Annotated in this window: 15 protein-coding genes; 8 read left to right on the top strand and 7 right to left on the bottom strand. The window is 35.5% G+C overall.

The genetic code is table 11. From position 1 onward, the window contains the following. The first annotated feature begins 40 nt into the window (after window positions 1-40). Window positions 41-2,761 carry a hypothetical protein gene (locus AAGD84_RS05115; RefSeq protein ID WP_341817900.1) on the top strand — a complete coding sequence of 907 codons (2,721 nt, stop codon included), beginning with the start codon at window positions 41-43 and terminating at the stop codon, window positions 2,759-2,761. Here the strand turns inward: AAGD84_RS05115 and pheT are convergent. The 7 genes from pheT to AAGD84_RS05150 form a co-directional block, all read right to left on the bottom strand. After that, complete coding sequence (pheT, locus tag AAGD84_RS05120) at window positions 2,752-5,091, bottom strand: phenylalanine--tRNA ligase subunit beta (RefSeq protein WP_341817901.1); 2,340 nt, start codon at window positions 5,089-5,091, stop codon at window positions 2,752-2,754. The genes AAGD84_RS05115 and pheT overlap by 10 nt on opposite strands. A gap of 120 nt (window positions 5,092-5,211) precedes the next feature. Continuing rightward, on the bottom strand, window positions 5,212-5,610 hold the full coding sequence (locus AAGD84_RS05125; RefSeq protein WP_264723415.1) for a hypothetical protein: 399 nt from the start codon (window positions 5,608-5,610) through the stop codon (window positions 5,212-5,214). Between the two features lie 11 nt (window positions 5,611-5,621). Then, window positions 5,622-6,923, bottom strand: coding sequence for a group II intron reverse transcriptase/maturase (gene ltrA, locus AAGD84_RS05130; RefSeq protein ID WP_338476458.1), 1,302 nt, complete (start codon window positions 6,921-6,923; stop codon window positions 5,622-5,624). Continuing rightward, window positions 6,908-7,420: a hypothetical protein gene (locus AAGD84_RS05135; protein WP_245611107.1), complete on the bottom strand. Its 513-nt coding sequence runs from the start codon at window positions 7,418-7,420 to the stop codon at window positions 6,908-6,910. Before AAGD84_RS05135 ends, ltrA begins: the two co-directional genes overlap by 16 nt. Further along, complete coding sequence (locus tag AAGD84_RS05140; protein WP_341817902.1) at window positions 7,326-8,108, bottom strand: AAA family ATPase; 783 nt, start codon at window positions 8,106-8,108, stop codon at window positions 7,326-7,328. The genes AAGD84_RS05135 and AAGD84_RS05140 overlap by 95 nt, the downstream gene beginning before the upstream one ends. A gap of 23 nt (window positions 8,109-8,131) precedes the next feature. Then, a complete protein-coding gene (locus AAGD84_RS05145) occupies window positions 8,132-8,944 on the bottom strand; it encodes an ATP-binding protein (RefSeq protein WP_065095314.1) in 813 nt (270 codons plus the stop codon). Between the two features lie 52 nt (window positions 8,945-8,996). After that, on the bottom strand, window positions 8,997-9,485 hold the full coding sequence (locus AAGD84_RS05150; RefSeq protein WP_065095315.1) for a sigma-70 family RNA polymerase sigma factor: 489 nt from the start codon (window positions 9,483-9,485) through the stop codon (window positions 8,997-8,999). 251 nt (window positions 9,486-9,736) lie between these two features. Here AAGD84_RS05150 and AAGD84_RS05155 point away from each other — a divergent pair, with 251 nt between their 5' ends. From AAGD84_RS05155 to AAGD84_RS05185, 7 genes are read left to right on the top strand one after another with little or no spacing between them, the layout of a single operon-like run. Then, on the top strand, window positions 9,737-10,420 hold the full coding sequence (locus AAGD84_RS05155) for a hypothetical protein (protein ID WP_065095316.1): 684 nt from the start codon (window positions 9,737-9,739) through the stop codon (window positions 10,418-10,420). Window positions 10,421-10,441: 21 nt separating this feature from the next. Further along, window positions 10,442-10,738: a hypothetical protein gene (locus tag AAGD84_RS05160; protein ID WP_065095317.1), complete on the top strand. Its 297-nt coding sequence runs from the start codon at window positions 10,442-10,444 to the stop codon at window positions 10,736-10,738. Between the two features lie 17 nt (window positions 10,739-10,755). After that, window positions 10,756-18,054, top strand: coding sequence for a neuraminidase-like domain-containing protein (locus AAGD84_RS05165; protein ID WP_065095318.1), 7,299 nt, complete (start codon window positions 10,756-10,758; stop codon window positions 18,052-18,054). Between the two features lies 1 nt (window position 18,055). Next, entirely contained in the window at window positions 18,056-20,008 is a 1,953-nt protein-coding gene (locus AAGD84_RS05170) for a DUF4815 domain-containing protein (RefSeq protein ID WP_265038507.1), read from the top strand. 17 nt (window positions 20,009-20,025) lie between these two features. Next, window positions 20,026-21,204 (top strand): hypothetical protein, encoded by a 1,179-nt coding sequence (locus tag AAGD84_RS05175; protein ID WP_341817903.1) that lies wholly within the window; start codon window positions 20,026-20,028, stop codon window positions 21,202-21,204. A 5-nt stretch (window positions 21,205-21,209) separates the two neighbouring features. Next, window positions 21,210-21,395, top strand: coding sequence for a hypothetical protein (locus AAGD84_RS05180; protein ID WP_264328512.1), 186 nt, complete (start codon window positions 21,210-21,212; stop codon window positions 21,393-21,395). Continuing rightward, on the top strand, window positions 21,392-22,852 hold the full coding sequence (locus AAGD84_RS05185) for a hypothetical protein (protein WP_264328511.1): 1,461 nt from the start codon (window positions 21,392-21,394) through the stop codon (window positions 22,850-22,852). The genes AAGD84_RS05180 and AAGD84_RS05185 overlap by 4 nt, the downstream gene beginning before the upstream one ends. Window positions 22,853-22,855 lie beyond the last annotated feature (3 nt).

A 22,855-nucleotide genomic window follows, 5' to 3' on the forward strand; every position in this document is an offset into this window, starting at 1 on the left:
TATTTATGCTATACTTAAGGTAATTGGATAAGGTTATAATATGAATAAAGCTGTTGCAGATGATTATGAAGAAGTTGTTAACAATAGTGGTGGTTTAGGTAAAGCAGAATCTGTTGTTACTTTGGAGGAGGAAGAAGAGTTTTTTGATGCTATGGAAGCTGTTTCTAATGTAGAAGAAGGGAATAATTTAGGTCTTGCTACTTCAGAAGAGGAAGAAGAATTTTTTGATGCTGTGGAAGAACAAGAGCCGTTAGCTAATTTTAACGTTCCACTCAGTATATTTCATTATAAAGATTATAACTCTGATTTTTTTACTTCCTGGTATAATATATCAAGCGAAATATTTAAGGAAATAAATAGAACTTGCCCAGAAAAGAAAATATTAAATTTAGCTCTGTCAGTTTTAATGCTTCCTTATATTGCTTTTACTGCACTGGGATTAGTCGTATGCAGTAGATTTCAAGCAAACAGCAAGACACAAAACAGTGTAGGGGAAGATAAGACAAAAAAGAGTGAAACTGGCGTGCCAAAAAGATTGGCATATGGTGTTCTTGCTGCAATAGCAATTTTTGTTAATATGGCTGTACTTGTAGCCTTAGTTGTTCCTGCAACAATTGCTTTGGCTACTTTTTATCTTTTAAATAGAGATTTATCTCACTCTTTAGTTACTGCTCTTAAAATAAGTATGGGGCGGTATTCTAATAAGCATCAAAATATTGAGGTGTCTTTTCATGAAAAGGAAGTTACTGGACCAAATATTGCGTGGGATATGGAAATAGAATTTCCACCGCAATTTAAACGATTGCTTAGAGATTTGTATGAAAATGAAAATAACAAGTGGTTTGATGTGACGCGGGATTCAGAGCATAGCATCGTACTGAAATTGTCAACTAACATCAATTTAAAAAATGGTCTTAAGCCCTTACGCAATGAAATCAAGGATGTGCTTGCAACTTCTATTCAGGAATTTGCGAAGACTATGGAAGAACTGATAAAGCTAGAAAAGAAAGAGATTACATATGATAAATTGAAGGAATTATTGAACGGATTCAAGTCGAAAGTGGTAGATAGTATAGGTCCTAATTTGACAAGTCACTTAATACAAAGTGCTTATCAAGTTGCCTTTATACAAGCAATTAAGTTTCAGCGAGATAGACGGGGAGAAGATTTTTCGCTGGAAGATGAGATAAAAAATTCTTTAGTGAGACAGGAATTAGAGAGCCAAGGTAAGGAATTACCAAGTAGAAAAGAGATTATAATAGAAGATTTGAAAAACGCAGGAATGGAAGTAGAAGACTCAAAAGATGATGAATTTTCTGTACATGAGGCGGAATGGAAAAAGCTTATAAAGGAAGGCGAAATAGTTAAAAGGACAGTAATTGATATTTATAAAAATAAGCATCTCCAAGCAACAGAGAAAGCCTTAGGTAATGCGAAAGAAGAAATTGAACGTTTAAGAGGAATAGGTCAAACAAGGTGTAACGATATATATAAGAAATTAAAAGAAATACATGAAAACAGTAGCTTAACAAATGACACCTTAAAAAGGGGGTTAGAAGACCTTTTTAAATTCGAATATGATGATCAAGAGATTGAGCGCAGGCTGATAAAATCAGTAATGAAAAAAGTTCAAGGTAAGTTAAGTCAATCAGATATACCGGATAAGGAGAAGCAAAGCCTAAGGAAGCAGCTTGAAGATTTAGAAAAAAAAGTAAAGGTTCCATCGGATAAGGAAGCTTCAGCTAAAATAAATGACTTTATAGAAAAGATGTATTTAGAAATAAAAAAATATAAAGTGCAAAGGTTACTTCGAGAACAAAAAAAGGGTGTTTTACGTTTATGCAAGAAATTAAGAAAATATGGTGAATCAGGTCTAGCAGAAATAATTGAAGCTTTTCGCGTGCAAGATGAAGGACATTTAGAAAAATCTACATTAGAACAAACACTCAAAGATCAAAATAAGCGTTTACAAGCTGAACAAAATAACAGGGAAAAAGGGCATCCGGGTACAAGATCAATAGAAGTGCTCTTAAAAAGGAATGAAGAAATTCTGAAAGCATTAAAACAGTTAGAATTAGGCAAAAAAGAATTATTGATAAATGAAGAAACAAAAAATGATTATAAAGAAGAACTAACGTCTCGTGAAAAAATAAAATTTGCAGTAATAGAAGATGATTTACTGAAGGTATTCAAGCTTGAAACTTTTGATGAAAAAGAAATCAAGAAGTTATTAGAAAGAGCAGAACTGGAGTACTGTTTAGCAGAAAAACGCATCAAATATCCTGTAATTAAAACAAAAGATAATATCAAACATTTTAGTCAAAATTTATTGTCTCCTTTGATAGACAATTTGACAAAAAATATAATAAATAATATACCAGGAAATAGTGAAGGTTGTATACAGAAAGTTAAGAACTGGAGTAAAGTTATGTTTGGTGCAATAAAGATTGGAGCATCAAATGCTTATAAAGAGACTACAGAGAGAAAAGCGTTAAATGTGGCACATAATACTTATAAAGAAGGAGAGACATTTCTTCAATGTTTTCAGTCAAATTATGAAGGTATTGGAGCCTTTTTAGGTAATTTATTTTCTGATGATGGGGTAACATTTAAAAATGATGTGTGGCCTAAAATAGAAGAGCATTTGCATGGAATGTGGGATAGATTTTTCAAGGATATTGAATTCAATATTGGAAATAAATTGGATGAAGTAAGTGTGACACAGCAACGGCAGGAAACTATGATTGTGACTCAACGATAAGTTCTCAAAGTTCCTCCGGTATTTTCACATACTAAATTAACTATAGCACTTGATTCTTTTTGGATCTCTTTTTCAGTTAAAGTGTGGATTGGAGAGCAAAAAGTAACTGACAACGCTATAGAGATCTTATTCGGTTCTATATTATTTCCATGGTATACATCGAATATCAAAACTTCTGTGATGAGCTCTGAGCTTTTTTTTATCACATTGATTATGTTACCTACTTCCACATCCTTATTTACTATAAATGCAAAATCACGTTTTACACTTTGGTATTTATAATCGATAAATTTCTTTCTACTTACAGGTAAATTTTCAATATTTTCTAGTATTACCTCAAAACCTACAACTTTTTGCTTGATATCAAAAAGATCTAATATATTAGGATGCAACTCTCCAAAATAACCTGCTACTTTATTCTTAAAAGAGAGAGTGCCTGACTTTCCTGGGTGGTAATGTTCTTTTTCTGCTTTCTCTATCGTTAAATTATCACAATTAACGTTAAAAAACTCCAAAGCTGCTATGCAATCAGCCTTTGCGTCAAAAACATCTACTTTCCTATCAGTATTATAATGGTTTCGCGGTAAATTATTTCCTGACCTAATTCCACTTAAAACATACTTAGACTGAGCTTCACCATCGTAAATCGGCCCGATTTCGAAGATTGCAAGATCAGATATTCCATGGGCAATATTATCAGCAGTAACTTGCAATAAATTTGGCATAATACTTGGTCTCATTATATTAAAGCTATTGTTAAACGGATTATCGATGATAAATAACTTATTCGAGTAACCAAATTTTTCAGCTGTTGATTCACTCATAAACGACCAGGTTAGCACTTCATGAAACCCTCTGTTTGTCATCAAAATACGCAAATTGTCGTATGTACTATCTACTTCTTCAACATTATTTGGTAGTGGTTCTTCTTTTATTTTGTCATAGCCGTATATCCTTGTTACTTCTTCGATTAGGTCAGCCGGTATTGTCACGTCCGGTCTCCAGCTTGGTACTTGTACATTCCAATTGCCTTCGGTTTTTTTATCAATACTAAACCCTAGTTTCGTTAAGATATCAAGCACCTCATCAGGCGATACAGACACACTTCCAAACTTGTTCACATCCTGATAATCAAAGCTCACCTTGGTGTCAGCACTATCTAAACTGCCAGCAGACACTACGCTTGAGGTTTCTCCACCACATAAGTCCAGAATCATTTTAGCTGCAAGGTTGAGTCCATCAAAAGTAAATCCAGGATCAACTGAACGTGCAAATCTGTAACTAGCGTCTGTGGAGATGCCGAGCTGCCTTGAAGATTTAGTAATAGAGATGGGATCGAACCAAGCAGACTCTAAAAAGATATCAGTAGTTTCAAGAGTACATTCACTGCACTTACCACCTATAATTCCAGCAATTCCATGAATATTTTTATCACCTGCAATAACGCTTATGTCTTTGTTTAATAAGTATTCTTTACCGTTCAAACCAGCAAATTTTTCTCCGTCGTTTGCTTTGCGTACTGTGAGCTCTCCTTCTATTTTTTTTGCATCATACGCGTGCATTGGGCGGCTGAAAGATATCATAATATAGTTCGTGATATCAACTATTGCAGAAATGGAGCGCATTCCTATCGATTCCAGCCTATCTTTTAACCATTTTGGGCTTTCTTGATTTTTTACATTGGCGATGTATATTCCACTAATAAAACTTTCCCCGTCAGTAACTTCAACATCGATTGGTGAATTTATGGAGCTGGTAAGTTGTGGAATGCTTAAAGTCTTTAATGTCCCAATTCCAGTTGCAGCAAGGTCGCGAGCTATTCCATAAATGCCTAAGCAATCTCCACGGTTTGGAGTAACATTTATATCAATTACAGGGTCACAATTGAAAAATTTATCCCCTACTTTATAATCATCGGAAAGCTCGATTATTCCTTCACTTTCCTCTTGAACCAGCGCAAGTTCAGAAGCAGAGCAGAGCATCCCTTCACTTAGCATTCCTCGTATTTTTGTGGACTTAATTGTGAGATCACTTTCTGGCAACGTGCTACCAAGAGATGCAAGTACAGTTTTCATACCTTCTCTAACATTGTTTGCTCCACAGACTATTTGTAGAATTTTACTTCCATCATTTACTTTACATAATTTTAATTTATCAGCATTTGGATGAGGTACGACTTCTAATACCTCTACAACAATAAACCCAGTCAATCTGGAATTATCGATCACATCTTCTACTTCTAACCCTATGTGAGTTAATTTATCGGTAATTTCTTCTAAACTAGCATTGGTTTCTAAGTGTTCTAATAACCAAGATAATGTGAATTTCATGGACCTAAAAAGAAGTGAAAAAGTTATTGTAATGTAAAATGTAGTGATTTTAAAGCTTATTGTAGTGGAATGAAAAGTGACTTCTGTATCACAAGCAATGATGCAGAAGTTTTTGTAACTTTATATCTTCTTGTAAAGAGAATTTATCTTCTTTATATCACCTTTTAAATCTATCTCCGTAAAGGATTTAAGATTCATATTGTGGGTATCTGCATGGAAGCTATGAATGTAGCCATCTATAGTTAAGTCTCCTATCATATTATGGCTTTCATCTAGTATTTCGCTTCCTATTTGATAATGGCCAGTATATTCGTTAAAGGAACCATCTGTCAATTTGATGTATCCGTTACCAAATTCCTGCTCTAAATTTAAAGGATGATTAGCGTTAATAAAATCTATTTCGTTGTTCGGTAGAAGCTGTAGCTTTACTCCTCTCGTTTGAGTTTTATTACTACAACTCCCCCTAAAGAACCGTGCTTGCAGATTTCCCGCACACGGCTCATCAATATTAGTTTTCACAGTCGTCCCTCTTATGCATATAAAGAAAAATGTATTTTTGGCTTTGGTAATGGATTTACTTCTACGTAGTGTACAAACTGTTCCCAGGTCATACTCTTTTTCTGACTACGCCGATTTATCCATTTAAATGCTAGCTTTCTTACTGATGTGTAAAATTGTTTCAAACACCAATAATTTCCGCTAATACCAAAGTAGTTATAGTGTCCTGTTAATTTAGCCTTCAGTACTTGCCACCAATCTTTAAGTCGAATACTTCCGCGGACTATTTTCAACCACTCCTTGATTTCTTTTAGTTTTCTGGCTAGATTTAACTTAGAGGTTTTATGTCCCATCATTAATCTACCACGACGACTTTTTGCACCATAGTGCGTAAACCCCAGAAAATTGAAACTTTCCGTCCTTCGTTTCTCTCTTATCGCTCGTTGCCACTCCCTCTTGCCAAACTTTACTACTCTGGTCTTGTTTTCAGATACTTCCAACCCAAATTTATTTAGCCTTTGTTTCAGTAATTCCAGAAATTCTTCCGCGTCTACCTTACTTTCGCAACAAACCACAAAATCATCGCAAAACCTTATTACTTGTATATATCCTCTGGATCTTGGTTTAAATTTCTTTTCTATCCATAAATCCAACACATAATGTAAGTATATATTTGCTAATACAGGACTTACTATACCGCCTTGTGGTGTACCTTGTTTTGTTGCTTCATAATTTCCAGCTTCGACTATCCCTGCCTTGAGAAACCGCTTTACTAACCACAGCAAATTTGGGTCAGTTATTCGTTCCCTTAGACACCTCATTAGCCATTTATGCTGTATATTATCGTAGAACTTCTTGATATCCACTTCTACAATGTAGTTTATTGGCTTGTACATAACTGCTTTATCTAGTGCATTTACCGCTTGATGACAGTTTCTTCCTGGTCGAAATCCATATGAGCTGTCCAGAAAGTTTGCCTCGTAAATATTTTCTAATATCTTCTTCAGCATAATCTGTACTAATTTATCCTCGGTCGATGGTATTCCGAGTCCGCGTTTCTCTTTACTTCCAGCTTTCGGTATATATACCCTCTTTACTGGTTGTGGTTGATATTGCTTCCTCTTCATACTTTCTACTAGCACTTCGAGTTTCTCATTCAGATTTTCTCCGTATGATTCCACTGTTATCTGGTCTACTCCACAAGCCTTGTTACGCTTCAGTTCTTTATAACATCTCGCAAGATTCTCTGTATTTATCAGATGGACTAACGATGTGAATTTTAGTCGCTTATCTTGCTTTGCTCTTACTGCTATCTGGTTTAGTTTATATCGCATGTTATTCCTACCTCCGTTGTATTGGCATAGCAATCCCTATTCCAGTTACTATATTGCTGATCGCTTCCCCTTGTACGTGGCTTTCCCACATTCTGAGTACTATCAATCAGTCCGACTTCCCCTGCATCTTCCGCTAGTTCTTGCCTTTGTTGACTTGTTCCAACGTACCTTAATAGGAATGCATGGGATCTCCCAAGTTCACTTGAAGTCCATTTCAATACATGGCACGGTCTCAGATCCCGATAGAGTGAGTGATAACTTGCCTTTACGTTATCCTTCATGCTGTCTTCCATGGCCATGAACATGTCGACCTCTATGTCTTCAGGTATTTCGGGACTCCACTCCTTCACTTCCGTTGTGCCCTGCATTGTCCATCCCACTAGCTCTATTACACTCGTTACCTCATGCAACATAGTGGTCTGTTCCAAACTGTTGGCTAGACTTTGTTTGTGTTGGATTTTCACCAACTGTTCTCCAAGCACTTCTTGGCGCACCATGAGCAAACATCACCATGCCAGTGCTATAAAATCCACGTAAAGATCCAGCACCGCTTAGGCCTTGAAATGGATCTTCTTCCAGCATCTTTTTGGATAGTTTTTTTGTGTGGTGGGTAAGGATTATACCTGCATCTGGATTAATAATGTTCCTCAGTCTTTCAAGCGTTTTTTGCAAAAAGAATAGCATAGCGCTGTTGTCATTTTCATTACCATATTCACTTGAGTTAAAAATGTTACGAAGAGGATCAATTGCAATAATATCAGGTTTGAAACGCTCTTTAACGGTGCTTTTGATCTCATCTATTTCTTCACTGCTGAAAGATAATTGCACTCTTGGCGTGATAATTAAGTTATTGGCAGCTATATCCAAAAGTTCTTGGTCGAATGTCAGTTGCTGTAAACGCTCTTTCATGTATTCATACTCAATTTCAGTTTGCATGTAGAAAATTTTCATAGGACGACTAGGAGTCATACTGAGAAATGAAACTCCGGCAGCCATGTGAATCAACCAGGAAATAAGAAAATCACTCTTGCCAATCTTAGGTGGGCCACCCAGTACCAATAGACCTCTTTTAGTTAGAATCCTTGGTGCGATTATATCTTCTGGTATTGGCGATTGATCATTCAAATATTCTTTCACACTGAAAAAGGGAATTTTTTGACCGATATTGAAAAAGCTTTGTTCCATAATAATTATTCTCCAATTTTTAATTAAGCAATAGGAGCCAAAGTTTTGGCTTTAATTTTCGCAAGTAATTTACCCAAATGTGGTTCTTCAACCATATTCAGGCAGCCACTTCGATCTTTAGCTGGGTATCCCCAAGTATTAATAGTCTGACAGATAAATGAACGTACTTCTGTGCCATTATCTTTCTTAATTCCAACCATGCTGATTACCTCATCAACAATACCTGGAATCTCACTAGCAGTTTTAGCTCCTTCACATTGAGGTAGCCAAGTTGGACGATTGCAGTCATCGAGATATTGACCTAATGTGCCAACTATGATGATGTCTTTATCTCTGATATGTTGAAACTGATTGAGCCAAGCCATCATCTCTTGAGCAAGTAACCCATAAGCAGCTCTTTTGTCTTCTTTTCCCGATCTATCAGAAAAACACTCAGGTTGCATCCTTGCCCATAAAAGACATAAACGTGAAGCAACGGTTATACTATCTACAAAGATGCATCGGTATTTAGAAGTCTCAGAAAGAAGATCTTTATACTTGCCAGATACATGTTCATGGTGTTTTTGACTGTATGCTTGGTCAGATTTCAGCGCAGGGTTTGGACCACCAATTAGGCAGGCAATATCCCGAGCTTGATTCCAAGTACGAACACTAATTGAATCTCCCTGCCAATCTTGAACAGCAAGCAGACCTGCTTCAAAGTCAAGACATAGTGTTGGTTCACTTATAGTCTTTAAGAGGCTGGTTTTACCAATACCGTAAGGACCAAAAATTACTACTTTTATGCCTGTAGTTGTTTTCAATCTTTCATTATTGTTTAAAATTTTAAAAGTCATTTATTCACCTCAATGGTATATGTTATATATTCAGGAAAGGTAGAATTTATGTTCAATTTTTCTTTTTGCTCTTGTAGTAGATGGAAGAGAGTTTTATACGTATTTTTCTTACCATAGTATTTAAAGTAGTTCTTGATATGTTGTTCATCTTAGCAACTTCATATAAGTTAAAGTACTTGAGTTGTTCGCATATCTTTTGCATCTTTCTTGGTAGCGTTGAAATCATGTAATCTACATCAGTACGTTTTGCTACTTCATCTTCAAAAGCTTCTGTTTTCTCAATATTGACGTAGTTATTAATGTTGCGTTTAATACATAGTTGTTTCTCCAATAAGTTATTGGCACGACGTTCAGTTAATCTTGCTACAAAAGTGTTAAAGCTACCTTTACTTTCATCATATCTATCAAGATAAGTCCAAATTTCACAGAAAAGTTCTTGCTCAAGATCTTCATGAGTTTCATGAGCAAAGCATTCAAAAAGTTTTAATCTCTTAGCTTGATACCGTATATTTTGAACAACTATGGCAGTTTTTAGTTTCATAACTTTTCCCTAAAACAATTAATGCTTTAAGGATGAGAACTTATAGGTGCACTTTGTAGGACAGGAGCAAAAATAAATAATACAGATGCAATTTTTAACCTATTGATATTCTATTGTTTTTTTTCGAGAATAATACAGTTCGATTTTTAAATAATACTGCAACAAAAAATTAGGCAAAAATTCATTTTTTTTGGACAAAAATTTTCCAAATCCTGAATATATATTATATAAGCCTTTCAAACTCATCACAGGTGTCAATTCTTACACAATCAGGAAGAGCAGCAATAGCAGCCAGCATAAAAGAGCAAGTTATACATCTTGCTTGGGGAACAGGTGATTCAAGCTCTGGAAGTAGCCATCAGGTCGAAAAAGTTTTTGTTGAGGGTGAAATAGCTCTAGATCACCACACTATTAAAGATGTAAGGGTTTTTACAGGACAAACAACTTATCAGTCAAGTATAGATTATATAGTTGATAGCAGTAGTGGTGTAATAAAACGTACGGAAAATAGCTCTATCAGGGCAAATAGTGCAGTTACTGTAGAATATAGTGAAAGCACACCACCAGAGCTGATAACTTCTGAAAAACTGCTCAATGAGCTTGGCAGACGTACTGCGAACGAAGTGCTCTTCTGCACAGGTGATGAGAATGGAGAGCTTGTTACTCCCTCCGGAAGGTTTAGGCCCTCAAATGTACCAACTAATAATCTCTATCTTAAATTTACTTTCGATTTCACGGACGCAGCAAATCAAGTTATCAGGGAACTTGGGGTTATGGTTGGTACTAAAGTAAAAAAAGGATTACCTACAGGACAGAGATATTTTGAGCCAAAAGACATTGAAGATTCAGGAATTTTGTTGGTACTTGAACATACGGTACCACTTATTCGAACTGCAGCAACTCGGGAAACTTTTTCCTTTGTTGTCACATTTTAAAAAACTTAAAGGGAGAAAAAAATGATAAATGATGCTATTGTCCGTCTTCAGAAGATGGGACTTGATGATTTAACTGCAAAGCAGCTGCTTAGTTTTAAAGATAATGAAAACTTCTTATACGACTCAGCATTTAAAATTACCGACTTATTCGAAGATAGATTTGTCGAAGCGGTAAAAGATATATTTTTAGAAAGCACAGCACGGGATATCTATCAAAAAGCTGTGGCCAGGAAAAAGTTTATCTCAATTTACATGGCAAACGCTAGGAACATCTCTGAGCCTCATTATCGAGCTCAACGTTGTTGTAACATACATTAAAATTTACAGGAGAAAAAATGCAAATACCAAAAATCTTTAATACCGACGATTACAATCAATGTGAAAGTTGCCAATCGGTACTTAGTCCTGCAGCTTATCTGGTTAAATTATTGGAAATAGTTGATAAATATGAGCAGCCACCTAAATTACTTAAAAAACGTCGTCCTGATCTCTACGATATTAAACTCGATTGTGACAATACCAACAAGGAAAAGCTATATCTTGAAATTGTCAATGAAATAATGGAGAAAAATCTAAAACTTACGCTTAAAGAAGATGATGTCCTATGTAAGCTTGCAACTGCCAAATATCCTTTTAATCTTCCAGCAAATTTTCCGCTAATGAGTATACGTGCTTACCTTAAGAAGCATAAGACAAGCTTAGCAGAGATATATAAAATACTGATTGAAAATGCTGACACTGATGCAGAATTTTTGAGTCTTTCTCCGGAGGAATATGAAGTAATTACGTCTGATAATGAAACAGAAGCTTATTTAAAAGAGGTATATGGAATAAAAGATGGAAAAATAGATCAATTGAAAAATGTTGATAAATTCATTGCACAAACAGGTATAGAGCATGATAAGCTTCAACCATTACTTGATAGCTATAAAGGTGCAAAAAAACTTACTATTACAGAACAAACTATAAATAATCTTGATAATCAAGCACTGAGCTTTCTACATCGCTTCATTCGTTTAGCAAACAAACTTAATTGGTCATTTGCTGAATTAACTCAAGCACTAAATGGGAGTAAAATTGATCAGAAAAAAATAGCAAAGATTAAAAATCTACAAGAAAGATTTAAGCAACCTTTAGCTAAGATATTTGCATTGTATGCTGATAGTTTACCAGAGAGTGTATCAAGTAAAATTGACAGTCTACCAGAATTTAAAGCACTTTTAAGTCAAAAAAGCCTCAAAGATCTAGCTGCTACAGCAAGTAATTATAGCGCATTGCAAAATATTTTAGAAGTAAACAGTAATGAATTAACTGCTTTGATTAACTACCACAATGATCAAGAGGTATTCGGAGAAAAAATTTTAAAAGTATATAAACAAGTTCTGCTTGCAAGATTAGTAAACATACCAATAGCAGAGCTCTTATTACAATTAAGCGTAGAAGGAATAAATCTGGAAAATGTGGTTGAATTTAATGATTGGCTCACAAAACATGCAATTACGACAGAGCAAATACGCAGATTGATTGATCCTGCTTCAAGTAAGCAACTTGCGAAACAATTATATGAATCAACAAAAGAAGTAAAAGATTCGCAGAGTTTCTATAACGAAGTATATAAGTGTGTAGGCAACATTCAACCTGAAATACTCGATGCTATTTATGCATTTACTGTTGATCCCAATAAACCACAGTCATTTTCAGACAAAGGATTTTTAGAAAAGCTCATTCATAACATAGATGTATTTACAACGCTAAAGTTTGAAGTAGAGGGTATTACAAGTTACAAAAGTGTCTATGGAGTAGAGGGAAAATGGTCAATTGAGCAGATTCGGACTCTGTTAAACTATAAAACACTTAAAGCATCATATTCTACACTACCTGAATACATTAACTGGTTATTTGGCAATGACTACAGCAGTGATAAAGTAACGGAGAAAATGGTTCAGCTTACTGGTTGGAGTAAAGATACACTCGAAGCTATTAAAAAAGTCGAAATATTTAAGCAATGTTTTGGCAAGCAAGATTCGGTGAATTCTTTAATGAAGATTAAGTCTCTCATGGATATAGCTGAAATCAATGTCAAAGTTCTACTGAAGCTTCAGGATTTATACAATTTAAAAGCAAGTGAAGGATGGAAAAAATATACCGATACTGAAAAAGATTTAGAACTGATCACTGAAAAAGACGAAGGATATTTAGCAAGAGAAAAGCGAGATATTCTAGCAAGGTACATGATACATACTAATCCAGGTCTGAAAAACATGAGAGATCTTTATGGATTTTTGTTGATCGATGTTGAAATGAGTGAATGTTCAAAGATTTCGCCGATTAAAGCAGCACTAAATAGTGTTCAGCTATACATTCATCGCGCTATGATGAAGATAGAAAAAGATAAAGATAAGGATGTGGAGATTAAAGGCCTGACGGAAGAAGAATGGAAATGGCTGTCCAGTTATCGTGAATGGGAAGCAAGCAATAAGATAAAATTATATCCAGAAAACTACTTAAATCCAACATTACGTAAAATTGTTACTCCAGAGTATAAGAAACTACAAAACACGCTCATGCAAGGAAATATCACCGACGAAGGAGTAAGTGATGCATACATGAAGTATTTTGAAGATTTTGAACAAGTAACTAGTTTAAAAATAGTTGATAGTTGTTATGAAAAAGTAGAAGGAAAAAACACACTGTACGTTATTGGCAGAACTCTTGCGCAACCATACGATTATTATTACCGCGCAGCAGTATTTGATCAGAAAAATCAAAATATACTTTACTGGACTGCGTGGGAGAAAATAGAGGCATCGATTCCAGTTGAAACAATAACCCCAATACATGCATTCAACAGATTATTTATATTTTGGGTGCAACAAATTGAAAAAAGTGAAAATAACGAAAAAAGAATCGATGCAACGATTAATTACATATTTCAAAAACCAAGTGGCAGTTGGACAGCACCACAGAAGCTTGCAAGTGATATTAAAATAGATCCAGTTGATGAAGCAAAAAAATTATACTGGAAGAAAGTGGCAGCTTTTTACCTTCAAGAAGAGAACGGAAAAGAAAAACGGATAGTAATTGTTATCGGCAAAACAAAGTTTGATAGTGTAAGTTTATCTAATCTATTTACTCTTGATGAAGATTTAGTTGCTAGTAAGAATCAGAAAGGAAAGTTTATTAATAATCTTCCTTATAAATATCGTATTATCGACCTAAACAAAAGTTTCCTTAATCGAAAGAGTATAACGATTACAGGAGTTGGCAATAAGGTCATTTTTTTTGGTGGCAGGAGTGGCAATTATCCAAATTATCAATACTTTTCACAAGTAAATGTTTACGATGATAACACAGGAAATTGGACAACTCATACTTCTAGCGAAGCACGATATCAACCAACAGTAGGAATAGTAAGCAACAAAGCTATTTTCTTTGGGGGTACTACAAATAATCGGTTCTCAAAGGAGCTATTTTCCTCAAAAATAGATATTTATGACAGTGAAACAGGAAGCTGGACTACTCATACTGCTAGTGAAGGACGGTGGGATGTAGCAGTGGCAGTAGTAAATCACAAAGCCGTTTTCTTTGGAGGTAAGAAGATTAATGGTGAATGCTCAGCACGAATAGATATTTATGACGATGAAACAAGAAGTTGGACAACATGCACTACTAGTGAAGCAAGAATGAGTGTAACAGTAGCGGTAGTAGGAAAGAAAGCTATTTTTTTCGCAGGAAATAAAGGTTATGATAGTAGTAATCATGTAATATGTTCTTCGCAAGTAGATATCTATGATAGTGAAACAGGAAGTTGGACTACTCATACTGCTAGTGAAGGAAGGTATAGTGCAAGAGTAGGTGTAGTCGGCAAAAAAGCTATTTTTTTTGTAGATATAAAAACTATAGGTAATTCTTCAAAAATAGATATTTATGACAGTGAAACAGGAAGTTGGACTACTCACACCACTAGTGAAGCACGGGAATGGATATCGGTAGCAGTAGTAGATAAGAGAGCTATTTTCTTTGGAGGTTACGAATCCTCACAGATAGATATTTATGATGATGAAACTGGAGAATGGACAGTACATGCTGCTAGTGAAGCGAGGGCTTTTGCAGCAGTAGCAGTAATTGGCAAAAAGGCTATTTTCCTTGGAGGAAATAAAGGTTTGAGAAATGGTAATTTTATATACTCTTCGCAGGTAGATATCTATAATGACGATGAAGTTGATGAAAATAAAAAATGGACTTCACACACCTTAAGTGGAGAACTAGGTAAAGACAAAGTTGCAGTAGTTGGCGATAACGTTATTTTCTTTCGTAGCAAATTAGATGGTAAGTATTGTGAAAAAGTATATGTTTACAACAATGAGGCTGATTATTGGACAACCATAACTTCAAATATTAAAAGCGATGCCTGCTCTATCATTCGAGGTGATAAAGTATCATTTTTCGGTACTGATGAAAATAATAACGTATTCAAACAAGAAATACAAATAAGCATTTCATACCCTTCTTATGATGTAATTAACCGTGATGATAAACTTCATTTAGGGAAAACTAAAAATATCTTTGAAACTAACGTTACTAATAAAAAGGATAATGCTGAACTTCTACATAAAGATGATGATAAAAAGTGGTTAACATTGCTAAGTAATTTTAAAAAGTCCTTATCCCAGCAAGTAATCAATAAACCTGGTTGGTTCATCGTTGAAGGTAACCTCGAGCGTGAAAATATTCGTGAGTCTTTCTTGCTTTTACCTAAAGATTACGATCTACCTGCAATTAGTGAGAAATCAACTTACAAGATAAACAAAAGTGAAAATAAGCTTGAGTTTGAATATGATGGTAAAAGCCAAAAATCTAACTTTCAAGATATAAAATTCTCTTTTACGAGGTTAAACATCACCGGCAATGTTCGCCATTTACGTCAAAAAGCTTATGCTGGTGGGCCAAAAAGTATTTTAACTCTAAAGTCACAGAAAATAGAACAACTTCCATTTTCAAGATTTAATCCAACAGATAGTATCTCTCATCGTCCAAGTGATACTTTGGACTTCAGTGGCGCTTATGGCCTTTATCTATGGGAAATATTTTTCCATATTCCAATGCTGGTTGCTTGGCACTTGCACAAAGAACAGGACTTTGCTACAGCAAGGAAATGGTATCAATATATCTTTAACCCTACCAATAATAATAAAGAATGGCAGTTTTTGCCTTTTGAAAAGCATAACAGTGATAATATCGTTGAGTCGATAAATGATACTCAAACTGCTGAAGAACTGGCAATTGATCCATTTGACCCATACACCATTGCAAAACAACGTACCACTGCATTTGAAAAGTATATCATCATCTCCTACATAGATAACCTCATTGATTGGGGAGATATGCTCTTTGCTAAGGGATCTTGGGAAGCATTAAATCAAGCTACGATGCTGTATATCAGAGCTTGGGATTTACTTGGCCCAAAACCTATTAAAAAAGGAAATTTTTCAGTTCAACCTCAATCCTTCAGTGAATTAAAAGACCATGATTTATTGAAAATGGAAACAGAACTACCAGCTGGTTCACAACTCGCAGTTCAATCTGATGAAGCTCATGATCTTATCAAATACAGCAATTACTTCTGCACACCTGAAAATAAGAGCTTTATTGGTCTATGGGATAAAGTTGAAGATCGCTTATATAAAATAAGACATTGTTTAGATGTTAGAGGAAAAAAAGCAGTATTACCTTTATTTCAACCACCACTTAATCCTAAGCAATTAGCAGCAGCAACTGGCAGTTATTCTCTAGCACTACCAGAGGTGAAGCTAATACCACATTATCGCTTCAGTAAAATGGTAAGTTATGCAAAATCGATAGTTGAAACGGTGATAGAATTTGGCTCAGAATTACTTGATGTTCTGGAAAAGAGAGACGCTGAGTCACTGACTATTCTTTACAACAAACAAGAAGGAATAATCAGTAATTTAATCTCATCGGTTAAAGAAAAGACCATAGAAGCCTTAAAGAAAGAAAAAGATGCACTGAGTGCAAGTTTAAATAATGCTGAGGAGCGTGAATCGCATTATGAAAGTTTAATCAATGCTGGACGTTCATACCATGAAGTGAAAGGAATCTTATCATATTCTGAAGCAACTTCAACAAGACTTGGAGCTTGTGGTATATTTGGAGCTGCAGCATTAGCACATTGGATACCTACAGTATTTGGTTTTTCTTTTGGTGGTGCTAAACCTGGCTTTTCTACACAAACAGGAGCAGATTTTCTGACTACTCTAGCAGATATTAAGAAAGAAGGTGCAGAATTATCCAATATCATAGCAAGTTATCAAAGACGTGCTGAAGATTGGGATCTACAGAAAAAATTAGCTGCCTGTGATGTGAAGCAGATCAACCACACAATAGAGGCAAATCAAATTAATCAAACCATTGCTGAGCAAGAATTAAAAGTACATAAAGAGTCAATCAAGCAAAACCAGGAAAAAAGGGAATTCTTTGAAAGTAAGTTTACAAGTAAAGAGCTCTATGACTGGATGAAAGGGCAAATAGCAATAATATATTTCCAAGCTTATAAGATGGCTTTAGAGATGGTAAAACAGGTGGAAAAAACTTATCAGTATGAGTTGAATAACGATAGAGTATTTGTTACAGCAAGCTCTTGGAACAGCTTAAAAGAAGGATTACTTGCAGGTCATAGCTTGAAGTTTGCTCTTGAGCAAATGGCCAAAGAGTATCTTGATAATAATGAAAGAGCTCTGGAGATTACTAAAACAATACCTCTAAGTCCTATTGCAATCAATGAGTTAAAAACTCAAGGAAGCTGTAAGTTTGCATTAACAGAAAAAATGTTTGATCTTGATTTTCCAGGTCATTATTGTCGTAAGATTAAAAGTATAAGAATTACTATTAAAGCAGAAGTTGCTCCTTATCAGGATATTCATGCTACATTGCAACAAACAGCCAACAGAGTAGTACTGAAACCTGAGATTGAGGCAATAAGGTCATTACTCGATGAAAATAATGAACTCAGTGATAATCAATCATTAAGAGTAAACTGTAATACAAATCAGCAGATAGCAATATCAAAAGGAAACCAAGAAGATAGTGGATTATTCGAATTAAACTTCAATGATGAACGTTATCTACCATTTGAAGGTACAGGGGCGGTATCTGATTGGATTTTAGAGCTACAAAATACTGAAAAAGTTTCTGATGTGATTATACATCTTGATTATACTGCATTTAACGGAGGAAAAGAGTTAAGTAACAAAGTAAAAGCTCTGCCGAAGCTAAAATACTATTATGACATGTTGGCAGTGAAGTTAAGTGAGGTAGATCAAGAAAAGTGGCAAAGATTTAAACAATCAGGAGAGTTTAAGTTTAAACCTTCTTTTTCGACTCGAATTAAAAATCCAGAAATTGATTTAAGTTATAACGGTGTTTATCTCGTACCAAAAATAGCAGATGGGAGTGAGGTAAATATAAAACTGGGTAATAATGTTTGGGATAAGGATACTCATAAAGTAACTGTAACTGAGCTGGAGAATGATTGGGTCATTAAAGCAACTAATGCGAATAAAATAGAGGAGATTACGGTGATAATCCCTTATAAGGCTGAAGTCAATTGGAAGTAACATGAGTTTAAACGGCTATTACAATCGCTTTGATCCTGACAAAGAGTACGAAAAAAGCTTATTCCTGGCAGGAAGGGGTTTACAGTCAGCAGAATTAAACGAGACTCAAGAGTATGCTCTTTTCAAGCTCAAAGGCATAGGAGATGCGATATTTCGTGATGGTGATGTTATAACAGGAAGCAACTGTATCATAGATGGGGAAACCGGCGAAGTCACACTTGAATCGGGAAAAATCTATCTTCGTGGAGCGGTGAGAAAAGTAGGGGGAAAAAGATTTATTATTCCACTGAATACCACAGTTCGCATCGGTGTTTTTTTCGCCCTATCCACTATTACAGAACTTGAGGATGAGAATCTTCGTGATCCTGCCGTTGGTACACGTAATTATCAAGAAGTAGGGGCAGCAAGACTTAAAGTTTCCACCATTTGGGGTTATCAAGCAGAGAATGTTTCTCCCACTTTTTCTACTGATGGAGAATTTTATCCAATTTACAACATTGAAAACGGAGTATTAATAGAGCATTCACCGCCACCACAAGCAAACATAGTAACCACAGCGCTTGCTCGTTATGACAAGGAGGCAAATGGTTCCTACGTCGTAAATGGGCTAGAAGTGATGTTCCTCCACAAAGAAGAAAAGGGAGAAGAAGGGGTAAAAAAGGGTAAAAAAGAAATTTTTGTGATTAATGAGGGCAAAGCTCATGTTGATGGTTATGAAATTGAGTTGCCTCACAGTATTCGTGTTTCTTTTGATGAAGATCCAGATATAAAATCAGTTGAATCAGAACCCCATACTTTTCAGCCAAACAGCGAAAGAGTAATGGAACTGAAGGTTAATGATTTTCCAATCAGCGAAATCAAAAAGGTTGATATCACTGTTCAAAAAACAGTTACCGTTACTCACGGTTCATACTCTGGAGCTATTGATCCGATACCTGACTCTGCGGTACTTGAGATTATTCAAATTAAACAAGGTGATGTTATTTATGAAAACAGTATAGACTATAAGTTAAACGCAGGAAACGTTGATTGGTCATTACCCGGCAAAGAACCAGCTCCTGGAAGTAGTTACTCGATAACCTATCGCTGTCGCACTCATGTAAGCCCTGAAGATATAAATGAAGAGGGATGTAAAGTAAGGGGAGCAGTTGATAACAGCTTGGTTCTGATTGATTACACCTGGAAGATGCCACGCTTTGATTTAATTACTATAGATAGCAAAGGGGTAGTAAGGAGAATAAAAGGAATTGCCCACCCTTGGAAACCATCAATGCCAAAAGCACCTAGCGGACAACTTTTACTCTGCTACATTCATCAGACGTGGAAAGATGGGGAAAAAGAAGGGGTGAAAGTAATGAATAATGCTATTCATGCTGTACCGATGAATGAACTTGAAGCAATGAAAAAAGGAATAAATGATCTTTATGCATTAGTTGCAGAGGAGCGTTTACGCAGTGATGCAAATTCAAGAGAGCCTACCACAAAAAAAGGGGTATTTGTAGATCCGTTCTTTGATGATGATATGCGCGATCAAGGAATTTCGCAGTCTGCAGCAATAGTAAATAGAGAGCTAGTTCTGCCAATAGATGTAGAAGTTGCAGATATTGAAAAAGGTGGGGAAAGATATCTTTTGCCATATGAACTTGAACCGGTACTGGAGCAGCTTTTACAGACTAAAGGAGAAAAGATTAATCCATATCAAGCTTTTGATCCAGTCCCGGCACAAATTACTCTAAATAAAAACATTGACCACTGGACAGAGGTTACCACTAATTGGAAAAGTCCAGTAACCAGAGTATTTAATGTTAAAGAAACAACAGAATTGCTGTCAAGTACTTCATACGAAGCTGAATTTATGAGAGAAGCAGTACAAGATTTTGAAATTGAAGGTTTTGAGCTAGGTGAAAGGCTTAAAGAAGTAAAATTTGACGGCATCATTATCCAACCTATGTAAAAATAAAAAGAAAAAAAGTGGAAAATCAAGGACAAATAAGTGGAAAAATAAAAATCCCAGCAAATATTCCAGCAGGTACTAAATTAGTACAGTTTTACGGGGATAAAGGAAGCTATGGAGAAACAACGTATACTGGTAAAAAAACTATTACCATAGAAGAAAGAAGAAGAGTGATCGCAGCAAGACGAGTTGATCCTTTAGCCCAAACATTTACGCTAAATGAGAGCAGACACATAGGAGGCGTGGAGCTATGGTTTATAAATAAAGGCAAAAAACGTGTTGTTGTGCAGATTAGAGAAACAGCAGTGGGAATGCCCTCGCAGACTGTCATTGCTGAAAGCTATATTGAGCCAAAAGATATAAAGATAGATGGCACAGCAACACGTATTACTTGGTCGCCAGTGTTTTGTCATGCTGGGCAGGAATATGCAATAGTTTTACTTACCGATGACGGGGAAAATGCGGTCAAAGTAGCAGAACTTGGCAAATATGATGCAGTAAATAGCCGTTGGGTAACAAGTCAGCCATATCAAGTAGGAGTATTACTGTCATCTAGCAATGCAAGTACGTGGACACCGCATCAGAATTTAGATTTAACGTTTCGGCTATTAGCAGCAAAATTTAGCGAAAGTTCTCACGTTATTGATCTTGGTAAAGTTACTGCAAACAATACTTCAGATTTAATTGTTTTAACGAACGTCGAAAAAGTAGCATTTGATACCAATGTAGAATTTATCTTAACAGATGAAGAGGGAAGAGAAAACTTTCTGTCTGATAATTTGCCACTTGCACTGCGTGAAAGAATAAGTGGGGAATTAACGGTAAAAGCAAGCCTAAAAGGAGGGCGAGAAAAAAGTCCAGTGCTATATCCTGGATTACAGCTAGTTCTGGGTAATCTTTCAGAGTCTGGAGATTATGTTACAAGAAGCATTACAGCAGGAGCTAACACTAAGATAACAATTACCTATGATGCGCTAATACCTGGTACTGCAGATGTTAAAACTTATGTAGAGAAAAACGTGGGAGAATGGCAATTAGTAGATTTAACAGTAGGAAAACCTATTGGAGACAACTGGGTGGAAAGAACTCACGTGCTATCAAATTTTAATGGTAATGAGACAAGGATAAAATTGGTTTTAAGTGGAACGGTTGCCTATCGTCCAAAGGTAAAAAACTTGCGGATTGTTATAACATAAAAAAAATGCCAAATGATGAAACGAGGCACGGATATCCTTTGCCGCATCCAGAGAACATAGCTGTAGAAGATGTAGTACGTATACGCAGAGCCATAGAAAAGATAGATGAAGATATGAGTGAAAGAGAAGATGAACTTAAAAATAATTTTGAACGATTTAGATTTGAAACTTTTTTGAATTTTTGGGAATGAAGGAAGCAATATACCAAAGGATAAAGGATTTAGCAGCAAATAGTACACCTGATCAATTGGCATATCTTGCAAAATCGCTGGAATTAATAATAGATAAAAAAACTATTTCCAACGTTGTGCAAATGACCACAATAAAAGAAATAATTGATGTACTACAAGGAAGGCTTAAGGATTTAGCAGCAAATAGTACACCAGATCAATTAGCATATCTTGCTAAAGCATTGGAATTGATAGTCGACAAAAGTTCGGTTTCTGAAATTGTACAGATGACAGATGGTAAGCTAAAAGAACTTCTTGATAGTGCAAAAAAACACTTAAGTGACATAAACAGCAATAAAGCAAGCTCTATATCGGCGATAACTGTAGCAAAAACAGAATCTGTAAGTGAAATCAACAAGCTTAGGGATAGTTCCTTAAACACTTTAAAAGCATCATCAGATTCACATATATCGCTACTTGATACTCGTAAAAATACCAATATTGCGGCAATAAATAGTGTTGGCAATGATCATAAAGATGGTCTTAAAGGTTTAGTGGATAACTTTCGTGCTGTTAATGATGTGCCAGGTGGTTCATCGATCATGAAGGAAATAAAAACCAGGGAAGACCAACTAAAAACACTGACAACCAAATTTAACTCCATCAATGATGTGCCTAGCAGTTCATCAATTATGAGAGAAGTGAAAAAGAGGAATATGGTTGAACCAGGGTCATTACCTTTCTTGTTTGGTGTACTTGGCAGAAAAAATAATTACTTTGGCCACGGAACTTTTACAACAGAGCTTGGAAAGTGGAGCAGTGATATAACAAAAACAGACTATATGCTGCAACTACTAGCAGGTAGCCATACATACGATACAGATTACGTTAGTTTTTATCGGCCAAGACAACTCTATTTTATAGAGGGAAATAAAGGAACATTTATTTACGGAGAGTTATGCACAAATAGTTTTTCTGGTAGTTATGATGAGATATACTATTACCCATATGCTGCACTTGGAGTAGTATTTGTAAAAAATACAACCAATGTGAACATAAATAAAACAATAGAATTTGTTGGATCATCGTACTCAAGTACGGAGTATGGGGGTGCAGGATTATTTGTGGGAACACCAGATAATACCAATAAATCAAGTATTTCAAGAATAATATGGAAAAATGTTTACCAATACACAAGTTCTGATAGCAAGTTAGCTGGATCTGGCAATGTAGAAATTCCAGCAGGAAAAACAGTTGCAATATTACTTTACACATCATCTTACCTATGTTCCAGAACACAAGTCAGTCAAGGTATGCTTGCATCAAATTATGTATACAACTATGGTCAATTTATCCAGTGGGGAATATATAACATACGTAGCAATTTTCTAACCACGGGGCTTGAAATAGATGTAGAGAGAACGCTAAAAGCTTGGCAATGTCCTGGGTTATCTGAAACTTATGAACTCTGGAGGTAACAA

Origin of the sequence: Wolbachia endosymbiont (group A) of Andrena fulva, assembly GCF_964026815.1 — a bacterium.
Classification (GTDB): Bacteria; Pseudomonadota; Alphaproteobacteria; order Rickettsiales; family Anaplasmataceae; genus Wolbachia; species Wolbachia pipientis.